The organism is Bradyrhizobium sp. (assembly GCF_035652035.1).
Taxonomy (GTDB): Bacteria; Pseudomonadota; Alphaproteobacteria; order Rhizobiales; family Xanthobacteraceae; genus Bradyrhizobium.
This window is the reverse complement of sequence record NZ_DASREO010000099.1, coordinates 22,403-40,931: the sequence shown is the minus strand read 5'-3', so window position 1 is coordinate 40,931 and position 18,529 is coordinate 22,403. Positions and strand designations below refer to the sequence as shown.

15 protein-coding genes and 1 pseudogene are annotated in these 18,529 nt (G+C 62.4%); 2 read left to right on the top strand and 14 right to left on the bottom strand.

Annotation, left to right across the window (positions count from 1 at the left end; translation table 11 throughout):
- Positions 1 to 297 precede the first annotated feature (297 nt).
- The 6 genes from VFB05_RS27720 to VFB05_RS27695 all read right to left on the bottom strand — a co-directional run bounded on the left by VFB05_RS27720 (position 298) and on the right by VFB05_RS27695 (position 6,162).
- Positions 298 to 1,017, bottom strand: coding sequence for an ABC transporter ATP-binding protein (locus VFB05_RS27720; protein ID WP_325018452.1), 720 nt, complete (start codon positions 1,015 to 1,017; stop codon positions 298 to 300).
- On the bottom strand, positions 1,010 to 1,777 hold the full coding sequence (locus VFB05_RS27715; RefSeq protein WP_325018450.1) for an ABC transporter ATP-binding protein: 768 nt from the start codon (positions 1,775 to 1,777) through the stop codon (positions 1,010 to 1,012). The genes VFB05_RS27720 and VFB05_RS27715 overlap by 8 nt, the downstream gene beginning before the upstream one ends.
- Entirely contained in the window at positions 1,770 to 2,714 is a 945-nt protein-coding gene (locus VFB05_RS27710; RefSeq protein WP_325018448.1) for a branched-chain amino acid ABC transporter permease, read from the bottom strand. Before VFB05_RS27710 ends, VFB05_RS27715 begins: the two co-directional genes overlap by 8 nt.
- Positions 2,711 to 3,628: a branched-chain amino acid ABC transporter permease gene (locus VFB05_RS27705; protein ID WP_325018445.1), complete on the bottom strand. Its 918-nt coding sequence runs from the start codon at positions 3,626 to 3,628 to the stop codon at positions 2,711 to 2,713. The genes VFB05_RS27710 and VFB05_RS27705 overlap by 4 nt, the downstream gene beginning before the upstream one ends.
- Positions 3,629 to 3,759: 131 nt before the next feature.
- A complete protein-coding gene (locus tag VFB05_RS27700) occupies positions 3,760 to 4,929 on the bottom strand; it encodes an ABC transporter substrate-binding protein (protein WP_325018443.1) in 1,170 nt (389 codons plus the stop codon).
- A 60-nt stretch (positions 4,930 to 4,989) separates the two neighbouring features.
- Complete coding sequence (locus tag VFB05_RS27695) at positions 4,990 to 6,162, bottom strand: ABC transporter substrate-binding protein (protein ID WP_325018441.1); 1,173 nt, start codon at positions 6,160 to 6,162, stop codon at positions 4,990 to 4,992.
- Positions 6,163 to 6,466: 304 nt separating this feature from the next.
- Between VFB05_RS27695 and VFB05_RS27690 the strand changes: the two genes are divergently transcribed.
- Together VFB05_RS27690 and atzF are read left to right on the top strand one after the other, a co-directional pair.
- Positions 6,467 to 7,750, top strand: coding sequence for an NAD(P)/FAD-dependent oxidoreductase (locus VFB05_RS27690; RefSeq protein WP_325018439.1), 1,284 nt, complete (start codon positions 6,467 to 6,469; stop codon positions 7,748 to 7,750).
- Positions 7,751 to 7,983: 233 nt separating this feature from the next.
- On the top strand, positions 7,984 to 9,771 hold the full coding sequence (atzF, locus tag VFB05_RS27685; RefSeq protein ID WP_325018437.1) for an allophanate hydrolase: 1,788 nt from the start codon (positions 7,984 to 7,986) through the stop codon (positions 9,769 to 9,771).
- Between the two features lie 216 nt (positions 9,772 to 9,987).
- Here the strand turns inward: atzF and VFB05_RS27680 are convergent, their stop codons facing one another.
- The 8 genes and pseudogenes from VFB05_RS27680 to VFB05_RS27645 all read right to left on the bottom strand — a co-directional run bounded on the left by VFB05_RS27680 (position 9,988) and on the right by VFB05_RS27645 (position 18,149).
- Entirely contained in the window at positions 9,988 to 10,623 is a 636-nt protein-coding gene (locus VFB05_RS27680; RefSeq protein WP_325018697.1) for a GntR family transcriptional regulator, read from the bottom strand.
- Between the two features lie 95 nt (positions 10,624 to 10,718).
- Entirely contained in the window at positions 10,719 to 11,114 is a 396-nt protein-coding gene (hpxZ, locus tag VFB05_RS27675; protein WP_325018434.1) for an oxalurate catabolism protein HpxZ, read from the bottom strand.
- Between the two features lie 2 nt (positions 11,115 to 11,116).
- Entirely contained in the window at positions 11,117 to 12,493 is a 1,377-nt protein-coding gene (locus tag VFB05_RS27670) for an AtzE family amidohydrolase (RefSeq protein ID WP_325018432.1), read from the bottom strand.
- Between the two features lie 25 nt (positions 12,494 to 12,518).
- The gene (locus VFB05_RS27665) at positions 12,519 to 12,701 is read right to left on the bottom strand and encodes a DUF4089 domain-containing protein (protein ID WP_325018430.1); all 183 of its coding nucleotides are present in this window, start codon (positions 12,699 to 12,701) and stop codon (positions 12,519 to 12,521) included.
- Positions 12,702 to 12,716: 15 nt separating this feature from the next.
- Positions 12,717 to 14,531 (bottom strand): annotated as a pseudogene (locus VFB05_RS27660) (dipeptide ABC transporter ATP-binding protein); the annotation flags it as partial.
- Between the two features lie 62 nt (positions 14,532 to 14,593).
- Positions 14,594 to 15,496: an ABC transporter permease gene (locus tag VFB05_RS27655; protein ID WP_325018428.1), complete on the bottom strand. Its 903-nt coding sequence runs from the start codon at positions 15,494 to 15,496 to the stop codon at positions 14,594 to 14,596.
- The gene (locus tag VFB05_RS27650) at positions 15,493 to 16,500 is read right to left on the bottom strand and encodes an ABC transporter permease (RefSeq protein WP_325018426.1); all 1,008 of its coding nucleotides are present in this window, start codon (positions 16,498 to 16,500) and stop codon (positions 15,493 to 15,495) included. The genes VFB05_RS27655 and VFB05_RS27650 overlap by 4 nt, the downstream gene beginning before the upstream one ends.
- A 32-nt stretch (positions 16,501 to 16,532) precedes the next feature.
- Entirely contained in the window at positions 16,533 to 18,149 is a 1,617-nt protein-coding gene (locus tag VFB05_RS27645) for an ABC transporter substrate-binding protein (RefSeq protein ID WP_325018424.1), read from the bottom strand.
- Positions 18,150 to 18,529: the final 380 nt, after the last annotated feature.

The following is an 18,529-nucleotide window of genomic DNA, read 5'->3' as shown; positions in this document are numbered from 1 at the left end:
TGTCAAATCGGGGACGAAGCTGATTGCAAAAGTCGATCAGGCGATAACGGAATGCCTTTTCCGCCGCGCCGGGAAGAAGTCTTTTCTCATGAAAAAATCTTGACGCCGCGGTGGCAGAAAAGCGCGCTAGTGCCGCCTATTTGAAGTTCCTGCCCCATAAGCGGCGAATTCGATCCAGGAACTTCAAATAGAAAGCGGCACTAGAATCATACAAGTTGCTAGTGCCCGTAACTTTCCGAAGTTCGTGAAAGGTGGGTGCTGAGGCAAAACACGAACTTCGGAAAGCGGGCACCAGGTCTAAATCCCGAGATAGCGATGCTGCAGATCGGGCTCCGCGATCAACTGCTCGGACGTTCCACTCCAAACGCTACGGCCACGCTCGATGATGTAGTGACGATCGGCGATGCGCGCGAGATTTTCGACATTCTTGTCGATCACCAGCACGGATTGGCCGCGCGCTTTCAGCATCGACAGGCAATTCCAGATTTCCTCGCGGATCAGGGGCGCCAATCCTTCCGTTGCCTCGTCGAGAATGAGAAGCCGCGGGTTAGTCATCAGCGCGCGGCCGATTGCCAGCATCTGCTGCTCGCCGCCGGAGAGCTGATTGCCCATGTTGTTGCCGCGCTCGGCAAGGCGCGGGAACAGCGCGTGGATCTTGTCCAGAGTCCACGGATCGCCTGAATCCAGGCGATTGGCGGAAGCCGCAACGAGATTCTCGCGCACGGTGAGATTGGGAAAAATCTGGCGGCCTTCGGGCACCAACCCGATACCGAGCTGCGCGATCCGGAACGAGGGCAGTCCGCGAACCTCGCGGCCACAGAAGCGAACCGCGCCCGCGCGCGACGGCGTCAATCCCATGATCGAGCGGATGGTCGTGGTCTTGCCCATGCCGTTGCGGCCCATCAGCGCCACCATCTCGCCCGCACGGACCGACAGCGACAGGCCGAACAGCACCTGGCTCAGGCCATAGCAGGTCTCGATGCCATCGACTTCAAGCAAGGACGTCGTATCAACCATGGCGCGTCACCACATGCTGGTCGCCGAGATAGGCGCGCTTGACCTCTTCATTGCCGCGGATCGCCGCCGGCACGTCCGAGGCGATCACGCGCCCATAGACCAGCACGGTGATGCGATCGGCGAGCGCGAACACCGCGTTCATGTCGTGCTCGACCAGCACGATCGTGACTTCTTTCCTTAGATCCGCGAGCAGCTTCACCATGCGCGCGGATTCGGTGGCGCCAAGGCCGGCCATGGGCTCGTCGAGCAGGAGAAGTTGCGGCTTGGTCGCGAGCGCGACCGCGAGTTCGAGCTCGCGCTGCTCGCCGTGGCTTAACCGGGAAACCAAGACGTCGGCGCGCTCGGAAAGCCCGACACGCGCGAGCGCGGCTCGCGCGGTCTCGCGAAGGCCCTTCTCCCTGCGGGCATTGCCGAAGAAACGGAAGGAGTGACCGTCGCGGGCCTGGGCGGCGAGCGCGACATTCTCCGCCGCGGTGAAGTTCGGCAGCAACGACGTGATCTGGAACGAGCGCGCCAACCCCCGATGACTGCGCTTCCAGGCCGGCAGATGCGTGACGTCCTCGCCTGCAAAGCGGATGGTGCCGGCCGAAGGGCGCAACTGTCCGATCAACTGACTGATCAGCGTGGTCTTGCCCGCTCCATTGGGCCCGATGATCGCATGCAGTTCGCCACGCGCGATGTCGAGCGAGAGATTGTCGGTGGCGACAATGCCGCCAAACCGCTTGATGAGACCTTCGATGCGGAGCAACGGCTCAGCCACGGGAAAACCTCCCGATCAGACCCATGATGCCGCCGCGCCCGAACAGCACGATCAAAAGCAACAGCGGCCCCATGATCATCGCCCAGTATTCGGTGACCTGCGACAGGAATTCTTCCAGCACGAGATAGACGATGGCGCCGACCACGGGCCCGAACAGCGACCCCATGCCGCCGAGGATCACCATCACCATGAGATCGCCGGAGCGGGTCCAGTACATCACGGCCGGGCTGATGAAATCGGTGTTGTTGGCGAGCAGCGCGCCGGCCAGTCCGCACATCGTGCCGGCAATGACGAAGCAAACGAGCTGATAGCGCGTCGCCGGAAAGCCTATCGCCTGCATGCGCTGCTCGTTCGAGCGCAGGCCCTGCACGACGAGGCCAAAACGCGAATTGACGATGCGCCACACCAGAAACACACCGCCCAACAGGCAGAACAGGCACAGGTAATAGAACTGCACGCGGTTCGACAGGTTGATCAGGCCGCCAAACGAGCTCCGCTTGTAGATCGTCAGGCCGTCGTCGCCGCCGTAGCGCGACAGGCCGGAGGCGACGTAATAGGCCATCTGCGCAAAGGCGAGCGTGATCATGATGAAATAGACACCGCGCGTGCGCAACGACAGCGCGCCGATCACGAGCGCGAACAGCGCGGAAGCGACGAGCGCCACCGGCCACTGGATAAAGCCCGAGCCGACGCCCTCGGCGGCGAGGATGCCGACCGCATAACCGCCGATGCCGAGATAGGCCGCATGACCAAAGCTCATCATCCCGCCGTAGCCCATGATGAGATTGAGACTGACCGCGGCCAGCGCAAAGATCACGATGCGCGTGAACAGCGTCAGCACGAACACGTTGCCGGTTGCTTGCGAGACGAGCGGCAAAGCCAGCAGGCCAACGACAACGGCCGCCGCGACCACATTTTGAAGATTGAACGATTTCATCGACGGTTGGCCGGGAACAGCCCCTCCGGCCTCGCCACCAGAACGATCGCCATCAAGAGATAAATCAGCATCGACGACAGCGCAGGCGCGGCCGTGGAGGCCGCAGCCGAACTGAGGACCTTCCGCAAGAGATCAGGCAGGAAGGCGCGGCCGAGCGTATCGATCATCCCGACCAGGATCGATGCGATGAACGCGCCGCGGATCGAGCCGATGCCGCCGATGACGATGATGACGAAAGCAAGAATGAGAATGTTCTCACCCATCCCGATCTGCACGGTGAGGATCGGCGCCTGCATCATTCCCGCAAGACCTGCGAGTGCCGCACCAAGGCCGAACACCAGCGTGTAGAGCAGTTTGATGTTGATGCCGAGCGCGCCGATCATTTCGCGGTTCGACGCCCCGGCGCGGATCAGCATGCCGACGCGGGTGCGCATCACAACGAAATACAGCATCGCGGCGACCGCGAGCGCGACCGTGATGATCGCGAGGCGATAGGCGGGATAAAACACGCCGGGAATGATCTGCACCGGCACGGTGAGCCACGCCGGCAGCGGTAGCGCCAGACCAGCGGGTCCCCAGATCAGCCGCACCAGATCGTTGAAGAACAAGATCAGCCCGAAAGTCGCCAGCACGTGATCGAGATGGTCGCGGCCATAGAGATGCCGTAGCGCCACGACTTCGAGCACAATGCCGAGCAGCAGCGTCGCACCGAGCGCAAGCCCAATGCCGATCAGGAAACTGCCGCTCCAGGCGACGAAGGTCGCGGCGAAATAGGCGCCCATCATGTAGAGCGAGCCGTGCGCGAGATTGACGAGGTCCATGATGCCGAAGACGAGCGTCAGCCCGGCCGCCAGCAGGAACAGCAAGAGGCCAAATTGCAGGCCATTCAGAAATTGTTCGACGACAAGCAACATCTTTGTTCGAAACGATCCAAGTTAGGGACGACCGCTGATCGTCCACGTATTCCGTTCACCCTCCCTGGAGGGGGAGGGTGAGAAAGACCGCAGCATTTGGAGCCACCGCCTTTCCCAAGCAAGTTTCGTGCTCACTTCATCGGGCACCTGTCGTGATACCGATCTTGATCGTTCTCGACGACAGTCGTGACAGTCTTGAGCGAAAGCTCGCCATCGTCGTCTTTGACCACCTCCGAGAGATAGAAATTCTGGATCGGAATGTGGTTGTTGCCATAGCGGAACGGACCGCGGACCGATTTGAAATTGGCCTTTTCCATCTCCGCCTTGATCGCGTCCTTCTTTGTCAGGTCGCTTTTCACCGCGACCACGGCGCTGTTGATCAATTGCGCGGCGTCATAGGCCTGAGCGCCATAAAAGCTGGGGCGCAGGCCGGGATATTTCTTGCGGTAGTCGGAGACGAAGCGCTTGTTTGTCTCATTGGGCAAGTCGTTCACCCATTCCATCACGCTGAGGACGCCGAGCGCGTTCGCCTTCTGCAATGGCAGCGACAATTCATCGCTCACACCGTCGGTATAGAGCGGGATCTGCTGCCGCATCCCTGCCTGCACATATTGATTGAGGAACTGCACGCCGGCTGCTCCCGGAAAGAACACGAAGATCGCTTCCGCCTTCGAGGCGCGCGCCTTGGTCAGTTCGGCCGAGAAATCGAGCTGGGTCGGCCAGACCGTGTACTCCTCGCCGAGCACCTGGCCCTTGAAGGTGCTCTTGAAGCCCGCCAACCGCTCCTTTCCGGCGACATAGTTGGGGCCGATCAGGAACACCGATTTGATGCCCTTCTGATTCATGTAAAGACCCATCGCGCCCGGCTCCTGGTCGTTCTGCCATGAGGTCGAGAACACGTAAGGCGAGCACAATTCGCCGGCGAGTTGCGATGGACCGGCGTTGATGTCGATCAGGAATGTTTTGGAATCGACAGCAGGCTTGAGCGAGGCGAGCAGCACGTTCGACCAGTTATAGCCGACAAGGAAGTCGACCTTGTCAGAGAGAATGAGCTTTTCGGTTTTCTGCTTGCCGACATCAGGCTTCTGCTGGTCGTCCTCGTAAATCACCTGGACCGGCTTGCCGTCCATCTTGCGGCCGAGGTGATCGAGCGCCAGTTCGAACGCATTGCGCGCATCGATGCCGATCGCGGCGGTTGGACCGCTGAACGTGTCAACAAATCCAATTCTGACGGAATCTGCCGCGACGGCAGGCCGCGCAAACGCGATCGCCATCGCACTCAATAGCCAGAAAGCTCTCATATGGGACCCCTCCCCGACAGGCAGCGGCGGCTTAAATACCGCCGTGCCTGGCACCCGAGCTTACTTCATTGGGCACTTGTCGTGGAAGTTATCCTGGTTGTCCTTGACGATCGTCGCGACCGTCTTCAGCGAGAGCTGGCCGTCGGCGCCCTTCACCACGTCCTGCAGGTAGAAATTCTGGATCGGGATGTGGTTGTTGCCGTACTTGTACGAGCCGCGCAGCGACTTGAAATCGGCCTTTTCCATTTCGGCCTTCATGGCATCTTTCTTCGATGTGTCGCCCTTCACCGCGACCACCGCGCTGTTGATCAGCTGCGCCGCATCATAGGCCTGCGCGCCGTAGTAGGTCGGGCGCGCCGGTGCGTATTTCTTGTTGTAATCTTCGACGAACCGCTTGTTCTGATCGTTCGGCAGGTCGTGCACCCACTCCTGCGCGCCGGGAACGCCGATCGCGTTGTCCTTCTGCAGCGGCAGCGATAATTCGTCGATCGTGAACGCCGTATAGAGCGGAATCTGCTGCTTGATGCCGGCCTGTACATATTGGTTGAGGAATTGAACGCCGGCCGCGCCCGGATAGAACACGAAGATCGATTCCGCCTTCGAGTTGCGCGCCTTGGTGAGTTCGGCCGAGAAGTCGAGCTGGCTCGGCCACACCGTATATTCTTCGCCCAGCACCTCGCCCTTGAAGGTGCTCTTGACGCCCGCCAGCATGTCCTTGCCGGCCGCGTAATTCGGGCCGATCAGAAACACCGACTTGACGCCCTTCTGGTTCATGTAAAGGCCCATCGCCGCCGGCGTCTGGTCGTTCTGCCATGAGGTCGAGAACACATAAGGCGAGCACAACTCGCCGGCGAGCTGGTTGGGGCCGGCATTGGCCGAGATCAGGAAGGTCTGCGAGTCCACTGCAGTCTTGAGCGAGGCGAGCAGCACGTTCGACCAGATATAGCCGACGATGAAATCGACATGGTCGGACTGCACAAGTTTCTCGGTCTTCTGCTTGCCGACATCCGGCTTCTGGCCGTCGTCCTCGTAGATCACTTCGACCGGCTTGCCGGCCATCTTGCGGCCGAGATGGTCGAGCGCGAGCTCGAACGAGTTGCGCATGTCGTTGCCGATCACAGCCGTCGGCCCGCTGAACGTGGAGACAAATCCGATCTTGATCGTGTCCGCCGCCGCCGCGGGCTGGGCCAGTGCCAAAGCGGCTGCGCCCGCCAGCGAAAATGCCGTCTTCATAGGTGTCCCTCCTCCTCAATCCTCTACTGTCGCCGTTTGCCGATCGGCGCGTCCTGTTTTTGCTTTGTTTTGTGCGCGAAACCGCAGCCACGCGGCAAGCCCGAACCGACGGCTCCCTCTTTGAACCTTCGGACCATGCCCCAATGGCTATGCACCATAATTCGCAGGCAACTCGGAAATCAAGAATTATAGTGCAGCCCGCGGCAATCGGCTTTGGCTATTGGCCCATGGGAAAAGCGGTCTTGAGCGCAGAGCACAAAGGCTTACACCAAGGAGCGAAGCCGTTTCGAAACAGGGGTCGAACATGACATCCGAGGCGCCGCATGGGAAAGACCTCCATCGCGTGGTGATCGTGGGCGCCGGCTTCGGCGGGCTGGAATGTGCGCTGGGACTGAAGGGCGCCCCCGTCAAGATCACGCTGGTGGATCGCCGCAACCATCATCTGTTTCAGCCGCTGCTCTATCAGGTGGCGACCGCCTCGCTCGCGACGTCCGAGATCGCCTGGCCGATCCGCTATCTCCTGCGTGACCGGAGCGACGTCACGACCCTGTTCGCCAACGTGAACGGCGTCGATGCAGCGAACAAGCGCGTTCTGCTCGAGGATGGCGACACGCTCCCCTACGACACGCTGGTGCTGGCGACCGGCGTGCGCCACGCTTACTTTGGTCACGACGAATGGGAGCCGTTTGCGCCGGGCCTGAAGACACTCGAAGACGCGACCACGCTTCGCCGCCGCATCCTGGTCGCGTTCGAGCGCGCCGAGCGCGAGAGCGATCCGGACAAGCGCGCCGCGCTTCTGACCTTCGCCATCATCGGCGCCGGCCCGACCGGCGTCGAGCTTGCCGGCACCATCGCCGAACTCGCGCGCGATACGCTGCCGCCGGACTTCCGCAATATCGATACGCACAAGACGCGCGTGGTCCTGATCGAAGCCGGCCCGCGCGTCCTCGCAGGCTTTCCCGAAGACCTTTCGGCCTATGCACAGCGTTCACTCGAGGAGATCGGCGTGGAGGTCATTCTCGGCCAGCCCGTCACCGAATGCTCCGCCGATGGCGTGGTTTTCGGCGGCAAGCCTTTGCATGCGCGGACCCTGATCTGGGCCGCCGGCGTGCGCGCCTCGCGCGCCGCCGAGTGGCTACACGCCCCTTGCGACCGCGCCGGAAGACTGCAAGTTGCGCCCGATCTCACTGTGCCGGATCATCCCGACATCTTCGCTGTCGGCGACACCATCACCATTGCCGACGCACACGGAAATCCGGTGCCGGGCATTGCGCCCGCGGCCAAGCAGGAAGGACGTCACGTGGCGGCCGCGATCAGGGCGAGGCTTGCAGGCCAGAAGCCCGCGCCATTTCGCTACAGCCATGCCGGCAGCCTCGCGCAGATCGGCAAGCGCAAGGCGGTGATCGATTTCGGCTGGCTCAAGCTGCGCGGCACGATCGCGTGGTGGATCTGGGGTATCGCCCACATCTACTTCCTGATCGGCCTGCGCAACCGTCTCAGCGTCGCCTTGAGCTGGTTGTGGATTCACGCCCGCGATCAGCGCGCGGCGCGGCTGATTACCCAGGGTTCCAGCAAGGTGGCGGGCTAGAGAAAGACTCACGCGGCCTGCCCGTAAAATCGGCGGCTCACCATGTGACGGCAAAGTCGCGCGCGACGTAAAATCCTGCCAAATAATTGATAATACGAAGCCATTGAGGCAGACGGGCATCGCCCAACCATGTACACAATGGCACACCAATTGCTTCGAACAAGGCGCAATCTCTTCATCCCGGAAACGCGGTCAACCGTGTTCCCTTGGCTTTCAATCATCAGGAATAACGCGTGACCGAGACGGTTGCCGCCATCGTTGCCGCGCATCGCGCGAGGGACCAGTCGCCCGCACAAACCGTCGCGCGCACATTCAAGCGCATTCGCGAGCACAACGATGGCGCGATCTTCATCTCCCTGCGCGAGGAAAAAGACGCAATCGCGGAGGCCGACGCGCTCTCGTCAAAAGACGCAAGCGCATTGCCGCTTCTTGGCGTTCCCGTCGCGGTGAAAGACAACATCGACGTGGCGGGACTGCCCACCACCGCCGCCTGCCCGGCCTATTCCTATCTGCCGACGCGCGATGCGACAGTGATTGCGCGGCTGCGCCAGGCCGGCGCGATCGTCATCGGCAAGACCAATCTCGATCAGTTCGCGACCGGTCTCGTCGGCGTGCGCTCGCCCTACGGCATCCCGACCAATCCGATGCGCGCCGACCTTATTCCCGGCGGTTCGAGCTCGGGGTCGGCGGTTGCGGTCTCAAGCGGTCTCGTGCCGCTCTCGCTCGGCACCGACACGGCGGGAAGTGGCCGCGTGCCGGCGATGCTCAACAACATCGTCGGGCTGAAACCGAGCGTCGGTCTGGTGTCGACCACAGGCGTCGTGCCGGCATGCCGGACGCTCGACTGCGTCTCCATCTTCTCGCTCACCGTCGACGATGCCGTGGCCGCGCTTGCGGCAATGGCCGGTCCCGACAAATCAGATCCATTCTCGCGCGACCGCACGTTTTCGAGGCTAAGCCCGTTTCCAGGTGGCTTGCGACTCGGCGTGCCACGCGACGGCCAGCTCATCTTTTTCGGCGACAAACAGCAGGAAGCGGCTTATCAGGCGGCGCTGGAGCGATGGCGTTCGCTCGGCGCGACCCTCGTCAGCTTCGACCTCGAACCGTTCTATGAAACGGCGCGGCTGCTCTATGAGGGACCGTGGGTCACCGAGCGCTATCTCGTCATCCGCAACATGCTCGCCTCGCAACCGGATGCGATCCACCCCGTGACGCGGGAAATCACCATCGCCGGCAACCGCCTCTCGGCTGCCGACACCTTCTCCGCGCTCTATCGATTGCAGACGCTGCGGCGCACGGCCGAACTTGCCTTCGCCGATATCGACGCGCTGGTGCTGCCGACTGCACCGACCGCCTACACGACCGCGCAGGTTCTGGCCAATCCGATCGAGCTCAACTCACGGCTCGGCACCTATACCAATTTCGTCAACCTGCTTGATCTCTGCGGCCTCGCATTGCCCTCAACGATCCGATCCGACGGAATTCCCTCCGGCATCACATTGCTGGCACCCGCCGGCCAGGACGCATTGCTCGCCAGCATCGGCCGTGTGTTTCAGGCGCAAACCAAACTGACCTTGGGTGCCAAGGGGGTGGCCATGCCGCCACTCGCCGACCTCGACACCGGCCTGACTGGCGACGAAATTCCGATCGCAGTGGTCGGCGCGCATCTGTCCGGCATGGTGCTCAACGGCGAATTGAAAGCGCTGGGCGGGCGCTTGCTCGAAGCGACTTCAACCGCGCCGGACTACAAGCTCTATGCGCTGCCGACCACGCCGCCAAAGCCGGGCATGCTGCGCGTCGAGACGGGTAGCGGCACGTCGATCGCGCTCGAAGTATGGGCGCTGCCGGCAGCGTCCTTCGGCAAATTTGTCGCCGCGATCCCGCCGCCGCTCTCGATCGGCACGGTGCGATTGAAAGACGGCCGCAGCGTCAAGGGCTTTATCGTCGAAGCCGCCGACATATCAGGCGCGAAGGATATCTCGGCCTTCGGCGGCTGGCGGGCGTTTGTGACGCAAACCTGACCTCTTGGTGAGGTGGCGCGCGCACCCGAGCAGGTCGAGCTATTTGCGAGACCGGTAGCGAACGGTGCAAACATAAACGCGCCGTCTTCGGACGATGCTTTGCATCGCCGAGAGAACCATGCCCTCATCCTTCGAGACGCGCGCTTCATTACACCGTTCGCGACGGCCTCGCTAGCGCTCGGCCTGCTCGGGTGCGCGCGCTCCTCAGGATGAGGTTCACACCGAAACGGCGTAAATCTCGTATTCGCCGTGCACCCGCGCGATATGCGCGCGCATCGCGCTCGCCGCGCCGTTGCGGTCCCCGCGCATGATCGCGATTACCACACGGTCGTGTTCGGCATGCGATTGCGCAAGCCGGCCGAGATTGCGGAACTGGGCGCGGCGGAACGGCTGGACGCGCTTCCTCGTCGCCAGCGTGATCTCGGCGATATGGGCGTTCTGCGAGCCGGCATAGATGAAGGCATGAAACTGTTCGTTGACCGCGTTGAAGCGATCGGGATTGCCGGCATGGCTCAGCACGCGCAACTCCTCGTGGATCGCTTCCAGCCGATAGCGCTCGGCCGGCGTCATCCGCTCTGCGGCAAGCCCCGCACACAAGGCCTCCAACTCGGCCATCGCCTCGAACATGCCGCTGAGGCGTTCGATCGAAGGCTGGGCCACCACCGCGCTGCGATGGGCGCGCGCCTCCACGAGGCCTGACGCCGCGAGCTGCCGCAGCGCTTCGCGCACCGGCGTGCGCGATACGCTGAACCGCCGCGCAATGTCGGTCTCGTCAAGCGCGGCTCCCGGCGCCAGCGCGCCGCTCACGATCTCGTCGGCCAGTTGCAGCCGTAGTTCCTCGGCGCGCGTCATCTTGTCAGCGCGAACGACACGGTCGGCGGGACGTGACGTCGCCTTCGCTCCCTCGGCGGAGAGCAGCGCAGCCACATCTGGCAGATCGTCCAGACTCATGCCTTGTCCCGCGACTCGTTGATCACGCTGACATGCGCCGCGACGATTTTCCACCCTTCAGGAAATCGCACCCAGGTCTGCATCTGCCGCCCGACCTTGCCGGGCGCGCTGTCGCGATAAAACAGCGTCGAGGCGACCGCCATGTCGCGGCCATAGGTCGTGACCACGGTGCGATCGGTGCGGCGCATCAGGCCGACCGGCGAGCGGCCAGCGCGGAACGCCATGATTTCCTTATAGCCGTAGAGATTTTCGCCGCCGCCATAGCGCAGCGTGCGCGGGTCGTCGCGGAACAACTCATCGAGCACGGCAACGTCGTTGCTCACCAGCGCCTCTTCGTAACGCGCAAATTGCGCGGTCACTTCAGCGAGCACCTCGGGAAGATCGACCTCCATGTTCAAAATCCTCTCGGCGATGGCGCCGACACGACGCCCTGGCGCTCCAGCGCGACGGCGACACGCAGCGCGATATCTTCGCGCCAGGGTGCGGCGATGATCTGCACGCCGATCGGCATCGGCTCGAGCGGCACCGGCACTGCGACGACAGGCAATCCGATGAAGGAAATCGGCTGGGTGTGAATACCGATATTGGCGCGCACGGGCATTTCGACGCCGTCGAGCGTGAAATTGACCTGGCCGAGTTTGGGCGCGACACAAGGCGTCGCCGGCGCCAGAATGACGTCGACCGACTTGAACAATTCAAGGACCTGCGCGCGGTACCAGCGCCGGAATTTCTGCGCGCGGTCGACCATCGGCGCCGGGATCATCGCGCCCGCAATCAGGCGATCGCGCACCGCGGGATCGAAATCGTCCGGCCGCGTGCGCAACCGATCGAGGTGAAGCGAAGCGCCTTCGCAGGTCGAGATGACGTAAGCCGCCGCGCGGGCGCGTGCGGCTTGCGGGATTTCAACGATGCGGCTGACGTTAAGTGCCCTGGCGACGCGGTTCACCGCCTCGGCCGCTTCGGGAAAGAGGTTCTTCTGGAAATAGCCGCCGGCAATCGCGATGCGCAGACTACCAACGTCCTGATCGAGGAGGCCAGACACAGGCTCTGCTGCTCGCGTCGTACAGGCGGCATCGTCGGCATCCGGCCCCTGCATCGCGTCATAGGCGAGCGCGAGATCAGAGGCAGAGCGCGCGAGGGGACCGACATGATCGAAAGAGAACACGAACGGGAATGAGCGCGCGCGGGAGAGCCGGCCATAGGTCGGCTTCAATCCGAAAATTCCGCAAAACGACGACGGCACCCGGATCGAGCCATTGGTGTCCGAGCCGAGCGCGAGCGGCACCAGCGCGCCGCCAACCGCGCTGCCGGAGCCGCCGGAGGAGCCGCCGGTCATCCGCGTCGGATCATGCGGATTGCGCGAGGGACCGTCGTGAATGTTTTCGCCGGTGAAGTCGTAGGCGTATTCGCCCATGTTGAGCGCGCCGACCAGCACCGCGCCGGCGGCCTCCAGCCGCTCGACCAGCGTGGCGTCGCGGGGCGCAGCGGGACGCTCGCGGTTGATCTTCGATCCGGCGCGCGTCGGCAGCCCCTTCACGTCGAAAAGATTCTTCACCGCAAAAGGCACGCCGGCGAGCGACCCCGGATTTTTCCCTGTCGCAATCGCGGCGTCGACGGCGCGCGCCTTTTCCCGTGCGCGGTCCGCGGTGACGTCGGTAAAGGAATTCAGCACCGTATCGCGCTTGGCGATCCGCGCCAGCGCGGCTTCGGTCGCCTCAAGCGCCGACAATTTCCTGTCCTTGACGGCGCGGACGATGTCGACGGCGGACATCGCTTCGCCGGTGTGTGTTGCGCGATCAGGCTGTGAAGACACTGGCAGGCTCGGCTTCGTCGGAAAATTCAAACTCATCCACGACCCGTGCAAGGCGCACGGACACTTCGAGATTGGCGCGCACCGCGGGCTTCCAGGCCTCCTTGACCGGAAGCTTCAGGAGCTTTGCAGCGGCGTCGATATAGTCGTCGAGCGAATCGTCAGCCATTGTTGTTACATTCTTTCATGCAGCCGATAACGGCGGATGAGGGATCGCCGTCAGCAATTCCCTTGTATAGGCATTTTGCGGATCGCCCAAGACCTGGTCGGACGTGCCCTGCTCGACGATCTTCCCCGCCTGCATCACAATGACGCGGTCGCACAACAGCCGCACCACGTTCAGATCGTGCGAGACGAACAAATAGCTCATGCCGAGCGATTGCTTGAGGTCGGAAAGCAGATTGAGGACCACCGCCTGCACCGATACGTCGAGCGCGGCGGTCGGCTCGTCAAGTATCACAAGTTTGGGATTGAGCGCGATCGCGCGCGCGATGCCGACGCGCGCCTTTTGCCCGCCCGACAATTGGTGTGGAAAGCGATCGAGCAGATGAAGCGGCAGGCCGACCAGCGTTGCAAGCTCTTCACAGCGGTCGCGCAAGGCGGCGCGCCCCTCGATGCCGCCAAGCCGCAAAATCGGATCGGCGATCGCGCGCGCGGCGGTAAACCGCGGATTGAGGCTGTCGGTCGGATCCTGAAACACCATCTGGATGCTTTTGCGAAGCGGCAAGCGCGCAAAGGCATTCGGCATGATGCCGCCGATCTCTTCGCCGTCGAACAGGATGCGCCCCGACGTCTGGTCCAAGAGCCGCATCACCATCATCGATGTCGTCGACTTGCCGCAGCCGGATTCGCCGACCAGGCCGACGCTTTCGCCCTTGCCGACCGCAAAGCTGATGCCGTCGACGGCGCGAAACATCTCGGGCTCGGCCGGCGGCTTGCGCGCGAACAGTTTGGCGAGCGTCCCCGGCGCGCCCTGGCGCGGATATTCCTTGACCAGCTTTTCGACGAGGAGGAGAGGTTTCGCCGATGCGCGCTCGTCACCCCCGGGCTTGACCCGGGGGTCCATCTTTTCTGAAGCAGAGTCCGACAAAGCGTGATGGATGGCCGGGCATAGGCTAGCGGAAGCGACGCCGTCCTGCGGACGGCTATGTCCGGCCATGACGCCGGTGGACTCTCCCTCCGGTAACAGATCGCGCAAGGACACGCCGAGCCGTGGCGTCGCGCGCATCAGCTTGCGCGTATAGGGATGTTCGGGCTTCGCAAAAATATTGGCCGAAGGAGCGGTTTCGACCACGCGCCCCTGCTCCATCACCACGACGCGATCGCAATAGGCCGCCGCCAGTCCAAGATCGTGCGTGATCAGGATGGTCGACATGTTGCGTTCTTTGGTGAGTTCGACGACGAGATCCATCACCGCCTTCTGGGTGGTGACGTCAAGACCGGTGGTCGGCTCGTCGGCGATCAGAAGCCGCGGACCGCAAGCCAGGGCCAGCGCGATCACAACCCGCTGGCACATGCCGCCGGAAAGTTGAAACGGATAGGCATGGTAGCGCTCGCGGGGCCGCGCGATCTTGACCTGTTCGAGCGCCTCGATCGCGCGATCGGTGACCTGCGAGCGCGCGACCTGGACATGCTGCAACAGCACATCCTCGATCTGGTGGCCGATCTTGCGGATCGGATTGAGCGCAAGCCGCGGGCTCTGGAAGATCATCGACATTTCGCGGCCGCGCAGATCGCGCATCTCGTCTTCGGTTGCGTCCTTCACGTCGACGCCCGAGAAATGGACCGAGCCTTCGGCGATTTTGCCGGCGCGATCGAGGATCCGCATCACCGCATAGGACGTCACAGACTTGCCGGAACCGGACTCGCCGACAATGCCGAGCGTCTCTCCCTTGCCGACCTGGATGTTGACGTGCTGCACGGCCTTCACAACGCCGCGACGGGTTGCGAACTCCACCGTGAGGTCGTTGACGTCGAGCAGCGGCAGGGCGGTCATAACAGACTCACTGTTTTGAGCATGATCTCATCGGAAAACCGGTGCCCACTTTTCCGGATCATGCTCTACGTCCTCCGCTGCGGGTCGACCAGATCGCGCAGACCGTCGCCGAGCAGGTTGAAACAGAACACCGCGATCATCAGCGCGCCGCCGGGAAAGAACGCCACCCACCACTCACCGGAAATGATGTTGGTCGCGCCCTCGGCGACCATGATCCCCCATTCCGGCGTCGGCGGCTTGACGCCGAGCCCGATGAAGGAGAGCCCGGCGGCATTGAGGATGGCGTAACCCATGGTCAGCGAGACCTGCACCATCATGATCGGCATGATGTTGGGCAGGATCTGCGTCAGCAAAATCCTGATATCGCTGTTGCCGGAGAGCCGCGCCGCCTGCACGAAGCCAGCCTCGCGCCGCACATTGGCTTCCGCGCGCGCGACGCGGACGTAAAGCGGGAAATTAATGATCGCGGTTGCGATCACGATATTGGTCACGGTGTTGCCGAGCGCCGCGACAATGCCCATGGCGAGCACGAACAGCGGAAACGCCATGATAGTATCGGAAATGCGCCCGACGATGCGATCGGTCCAGCCACCGAAAAAGCCGGCGGCAATGCCGGCGAGCCCGCCGATCACCAGCACCAGCGCAACCGACGTGATCGCGATCAGGAAATCCAGCCGCGTTGCAGCTACCACGCGGCTAAAAATATCGCGCCCCAACAGATCCGTACCGAACCAGTGCCGCAGCGATGGCGATTGCAATGTTGCCGAGGTGTCGCTGGCGAGCGGATCGTAGGGCACGACATACGGACCGAACAGGGCGCAGGCCGCGATCAGCAGAAACAGGCCGAACGACAATCCGGTGACGGGATTGTCGGATATCACATAGATGGCGTGGCGAAGGATCGAGTTGCTCGGCGGCTTGGGCTGAGCGCTTGCGGTTGGCGCCGTCGTCAGGCTGGCTTGGCTCATGCCTCGACCCTCACGCGCGGATCGATGACGCCGTAGAGCATATCGATGATCAAGTTGAGCGCGACATAAAGCACCGCCATGGTCAGCACAAAACCCTGCACCGGCGCGAAATCCGACTGCAGCAAAGCCTCAACCGCGTAGGAGCCGATACCAGGCCAGGCGAAGACTTTTTCCACCAGCACATTGGCGCCAAGGAGAAACGAGAACACCATGCCGAGTGTGGTCACGACCGGCAGCATCGCGTTACGGAAGGCATAGGTCAGGATCACGGTGCGGCGGTTGAGGCCGCTGGCGCGCGCCGTGCGAATGAATTCGGACGCCAGCACCGCCAGCATCGAGGCGCGGGTCATACGCGTGATCGGCGCCAATGAAAAGATTGCGAGCGTCACCGCCGGCAGGATGAGCTGGCCAAGCGCGGCGCGGAATGTTTCGAAGTTCCCGGTGATGAGGCTGTCGATCAGAAAGAAGCCGGTGATGTCGGGCGGTGATGTCGCAAAGGCGTCGAGCCGACCGAGCGGCGCCGGCGACCAGCCGAGGCGGAAATAGAACACGTAGACCAGGAGAAGCCCGGTGAAAAACACCGGCAATGAGACGCCGGCGGTCGCAATCACCCGGCAGAGATGATCGATCCAGGAGCCTTGCCTGACGGCGGCGAAAATGCCGAGCGGCACGGCGATGGCGATCGCCAGGAACAGACCGGTTAGCGTGAGTTCGGCGGATGCCGGCAGGCGGCTTGCGATCTCAGAGGCAACGGGCTGGCCTGTCGACAGCGAGTTGCCGAAATTGCCATGCGCGAGATCGTTGACGTAACGCAGGAACTGGTCCGGGAGCGGGCGATCCAGTCCAAGGCTCTTTCGTATCTCGGCGATCGACTGTGGCGTCGCCGCGGGGCCGGCAAAATACACCGCGGGATCGCCGGGCAAGACGCGCGTCAGCAAAAACGTCACGATGACCACGCCAATCAGGGTCGGAACGACGGTTGCGAGCCGCTTGAGGATCACCATGGTCTCCGTCCTCCTGCCGGCTCGCGACCTGCCTAACCCTTCACGATCGAGCGGTAATCGAGCTGCCGGTGAAACCAGTAGGCGTAGCCGGAAATGTTCTTCTGCGTGGCGACGTTGAGGAACGGCTGGAACAGCGGAATGCGCGGCACTTCCACATAGGCCTTGGAAATAAATCCCTCGACGTCTTTTGCGTATTTCTCCTTGTCGCCGATCGCGGCCGCCGCACGCGCGCCGTCGATCAGCGCGTCCATGTCGGCGTTGACGTAGCTCGGCGTGTTGAAGATCGCGTTCTGACCGGAATAGGCCCAGAAGAAGAAGTATTCGGGATAATCGAGCCAGCCGGAGAAGAAGTTGATCATCAGCGGCATGGTCTTCTTGGCCATCTCGCTGCGCCAGTTGGCGCCTGGCACCTTGTTGATCGTGGTCTTGATGCCGATCTGCGCCAGGGCCTCCTGCACCAGCACCGAGATCGGCTCCGAAACATCGGCCGTGCCGAGGTCATAGGAGATCGTGGTTTCGATCCCGGACGCGCCGCTCTCGGCCATCAGCGCCTTGGCCTTCTCGAGATCGCTGACGTAGCCGGTCTTCGCGGGCCACGTGATGTCGGTGATGGTATTGGAGGGACCGCCGAATAGCGGATTGGCGAGGCCGAACATCGCCGCATCCATGATCTTCCGATAGGGCAGCGCATAAGCGACAGCCTGACGAAGCTTGGGATTGTCGAACGGCGGATTCTTCACGTTCATGTCGACCGAATACATGCCATTGCCGATCGGATGCGACAGGATGACGAGCTTGCCCTCTTTCTTCATCTCGGACGTGTCCTTGCTGGACAGGTCGAAGGAAATGTCGGCGTCGCCCCGCTCCATCAGAGCGCGGCGATTGCCCTGCGAGGGAACGGTGCGCCAGATGACGCGTCGGAGCTGCGGCAGCTTGCCGCCAACCCAATCGTCGTTGCGCTCGTAGACGACCTCGACACCCGGCTTCCAGCTCGTGACCTTGTAGGCGCCGCTGCCGGCGGTGTTGCTCTTGGTGTATTCCATCGCCCACGGATCTTTATCCGTGGCCTTCTTCTTCAGGAGTTCGGAATTGTAGACGCCGGGGACGATCACCGCGAGATCGGGCAGCGTGAGACGATCCTTCTTGGCGAAATCGACGCGAATGGTGGCATCATCGACGATGACGAACTGCTCTCTGTCGGACAAGGAGCCCGCTTTCATCTGCACGGTCGGGAAGCCGCCGACCGTGACCGAACGATCGAGCGACCACTTGACGTCCTTCGCCGTGATCGGCGTGCCGTCGTGGAATTTGGCATTCTTCTTCAGCTTGAACGTCACCGACATGTCACTGACATTCATGTCATCGGCCAGCTCCAGCTTGAACTTGTCGCGGTCGTAGGACATCGACCCGTCCGCCAATGTCCTGGTCTCATGGCCAATCAGCCGGTCGTAGCAATTCCACGACACCTCGTAGCCCGGGCGGTTGGTGCCGACGCCATGAACGTCGAGATTGTTGGGGCCGTTTTCCGTGACCACCAGCAAGGTTTCCGATCGCGCATCGGCCTTCGCCGGCGAGAAGATCGCGGGCGCCTGCACCGCCGCGCCAACGGCAAGGCCGGAAACGGATTTGAGAAAATCGCGGCGCTTCATCGGATGCTCCAAAACAGTCGGGGACCAATTTTGAAGCAGGCGTCGCAAGGTTCGTGCCAAGGCCTAAGGGATCGTTAATCGGCGGCTAAAACCCTGATTCATCTTGCAGATCGTGAATCCACGGCCTTGCTTGCGGAGGCCCTGACCGCAAAAACTCATTGCATACAGCAGGATAAACTTGCTGAATAAATGGGCAGAGGATCCGCCCGTCCGAGGCTTTGACCTCGGGCCGGCCGATCGCGCTCGCCAAGGAAGGCGGCGCGGAGGCGCGCAAATTGCGACATCTGGCGCGGATTTGTGCTTTAAAAACATCGCGGGAATAAAGCGTTGAACCTTTTTTTCTCGCCACAGACATCATTACAGGGGGACAAGTTGCTGGT

Coding starts and splice junctions, on each gene's coding strand:
- VFB05_RS27720 (WP_325018452.1), bottom strand. CDS start 1,017: ATGGTTGATACGACGTCCTTGCTTGAAGTCGATGGCATCGAGACCTGC.
- VFB05_RS27710 (WP_325018448.1), bottom strand. CDS start 2,714: ATGAAATCGTTCAATCTTCAAAATGTGGTCGCGGCGGCCGTTGTCGTT.
- VFB05_RS27705 (WP_325018445.1), bottom strand. CDS start 3,628: ATGTTGCTTGTCGTCGAACAATTTCTGAATGGCCTGCAATTTGGCCTC.
- VFB05_RS27700 (WP_325018443.1), bottom strand. CDS start 4,929: ATGAGAGCTTTCTGGCTATTGAGTGCGATGGCGATCGCGTTTGCGCGG.
- VFB05_RS27695 (WP_325018441.1), bottom strand. CDS start 6,162: ATGAAGACGGCATTTTCGCTGGCGGGCGCAGCCGCTTTGGCACTGGCC.
- VFB05_RS27690 (WP_325018439.1), top strand. CDS start 6,467: ATGACATCCGAGGCGCCGCATGGGAAAGACCTCCATCGCGTGGTGATC.
- VFB05_RS27680 (WP_325018697.1), bottom strand. CDS start 10,623: ATGACGCGCGCCGAGGAACTACGGCTGCAACTGGCCGACGAGATCGTG.
- hpxZ (WP_325018434.1), bottom strand. CDS start 11,114: ATGGAGGTCGATCTTCCCGAGGTGCTCGCTGAAGTGACCGCGCAATTT.
- VFB05_RS27670 (WP_325018432.1), bottom strand. CDS start 12,493: ATGTCCGCCGTCGACATCGTCCGCGCCGTCAAGGACAGGAAATTGTCG.
- VFB05_RS27665 (WP_325018430.1), bottom strand. CDS start 12,701: ATGGCTGACGATTCGCTCGACGACTATATCGACGCCGCTGCAAAGCTC.
- VFB05_RS27655 (WP_325018428.1), bottom strand. CDS start 15,496: ATGAGCCAAGCCAGCCTGACGACGGCGCCAACCGCAAGCGCTCAGCCC.
- VFB05_RS27650 (WP_325018426.1), bottom strand. CDS start 16,500: ATGGTGATCCTCAAGCGGCTCGCAACCGTCGTTCCGACCCTGATTGGC.
- VFB05_RS27645 (WP_325018424.1), bottom strand. CDS start 18,149: ATGAAGCGCCGCGATTTTCTCAAATCCGTTTCCGGCCTTGCCGTTGGC.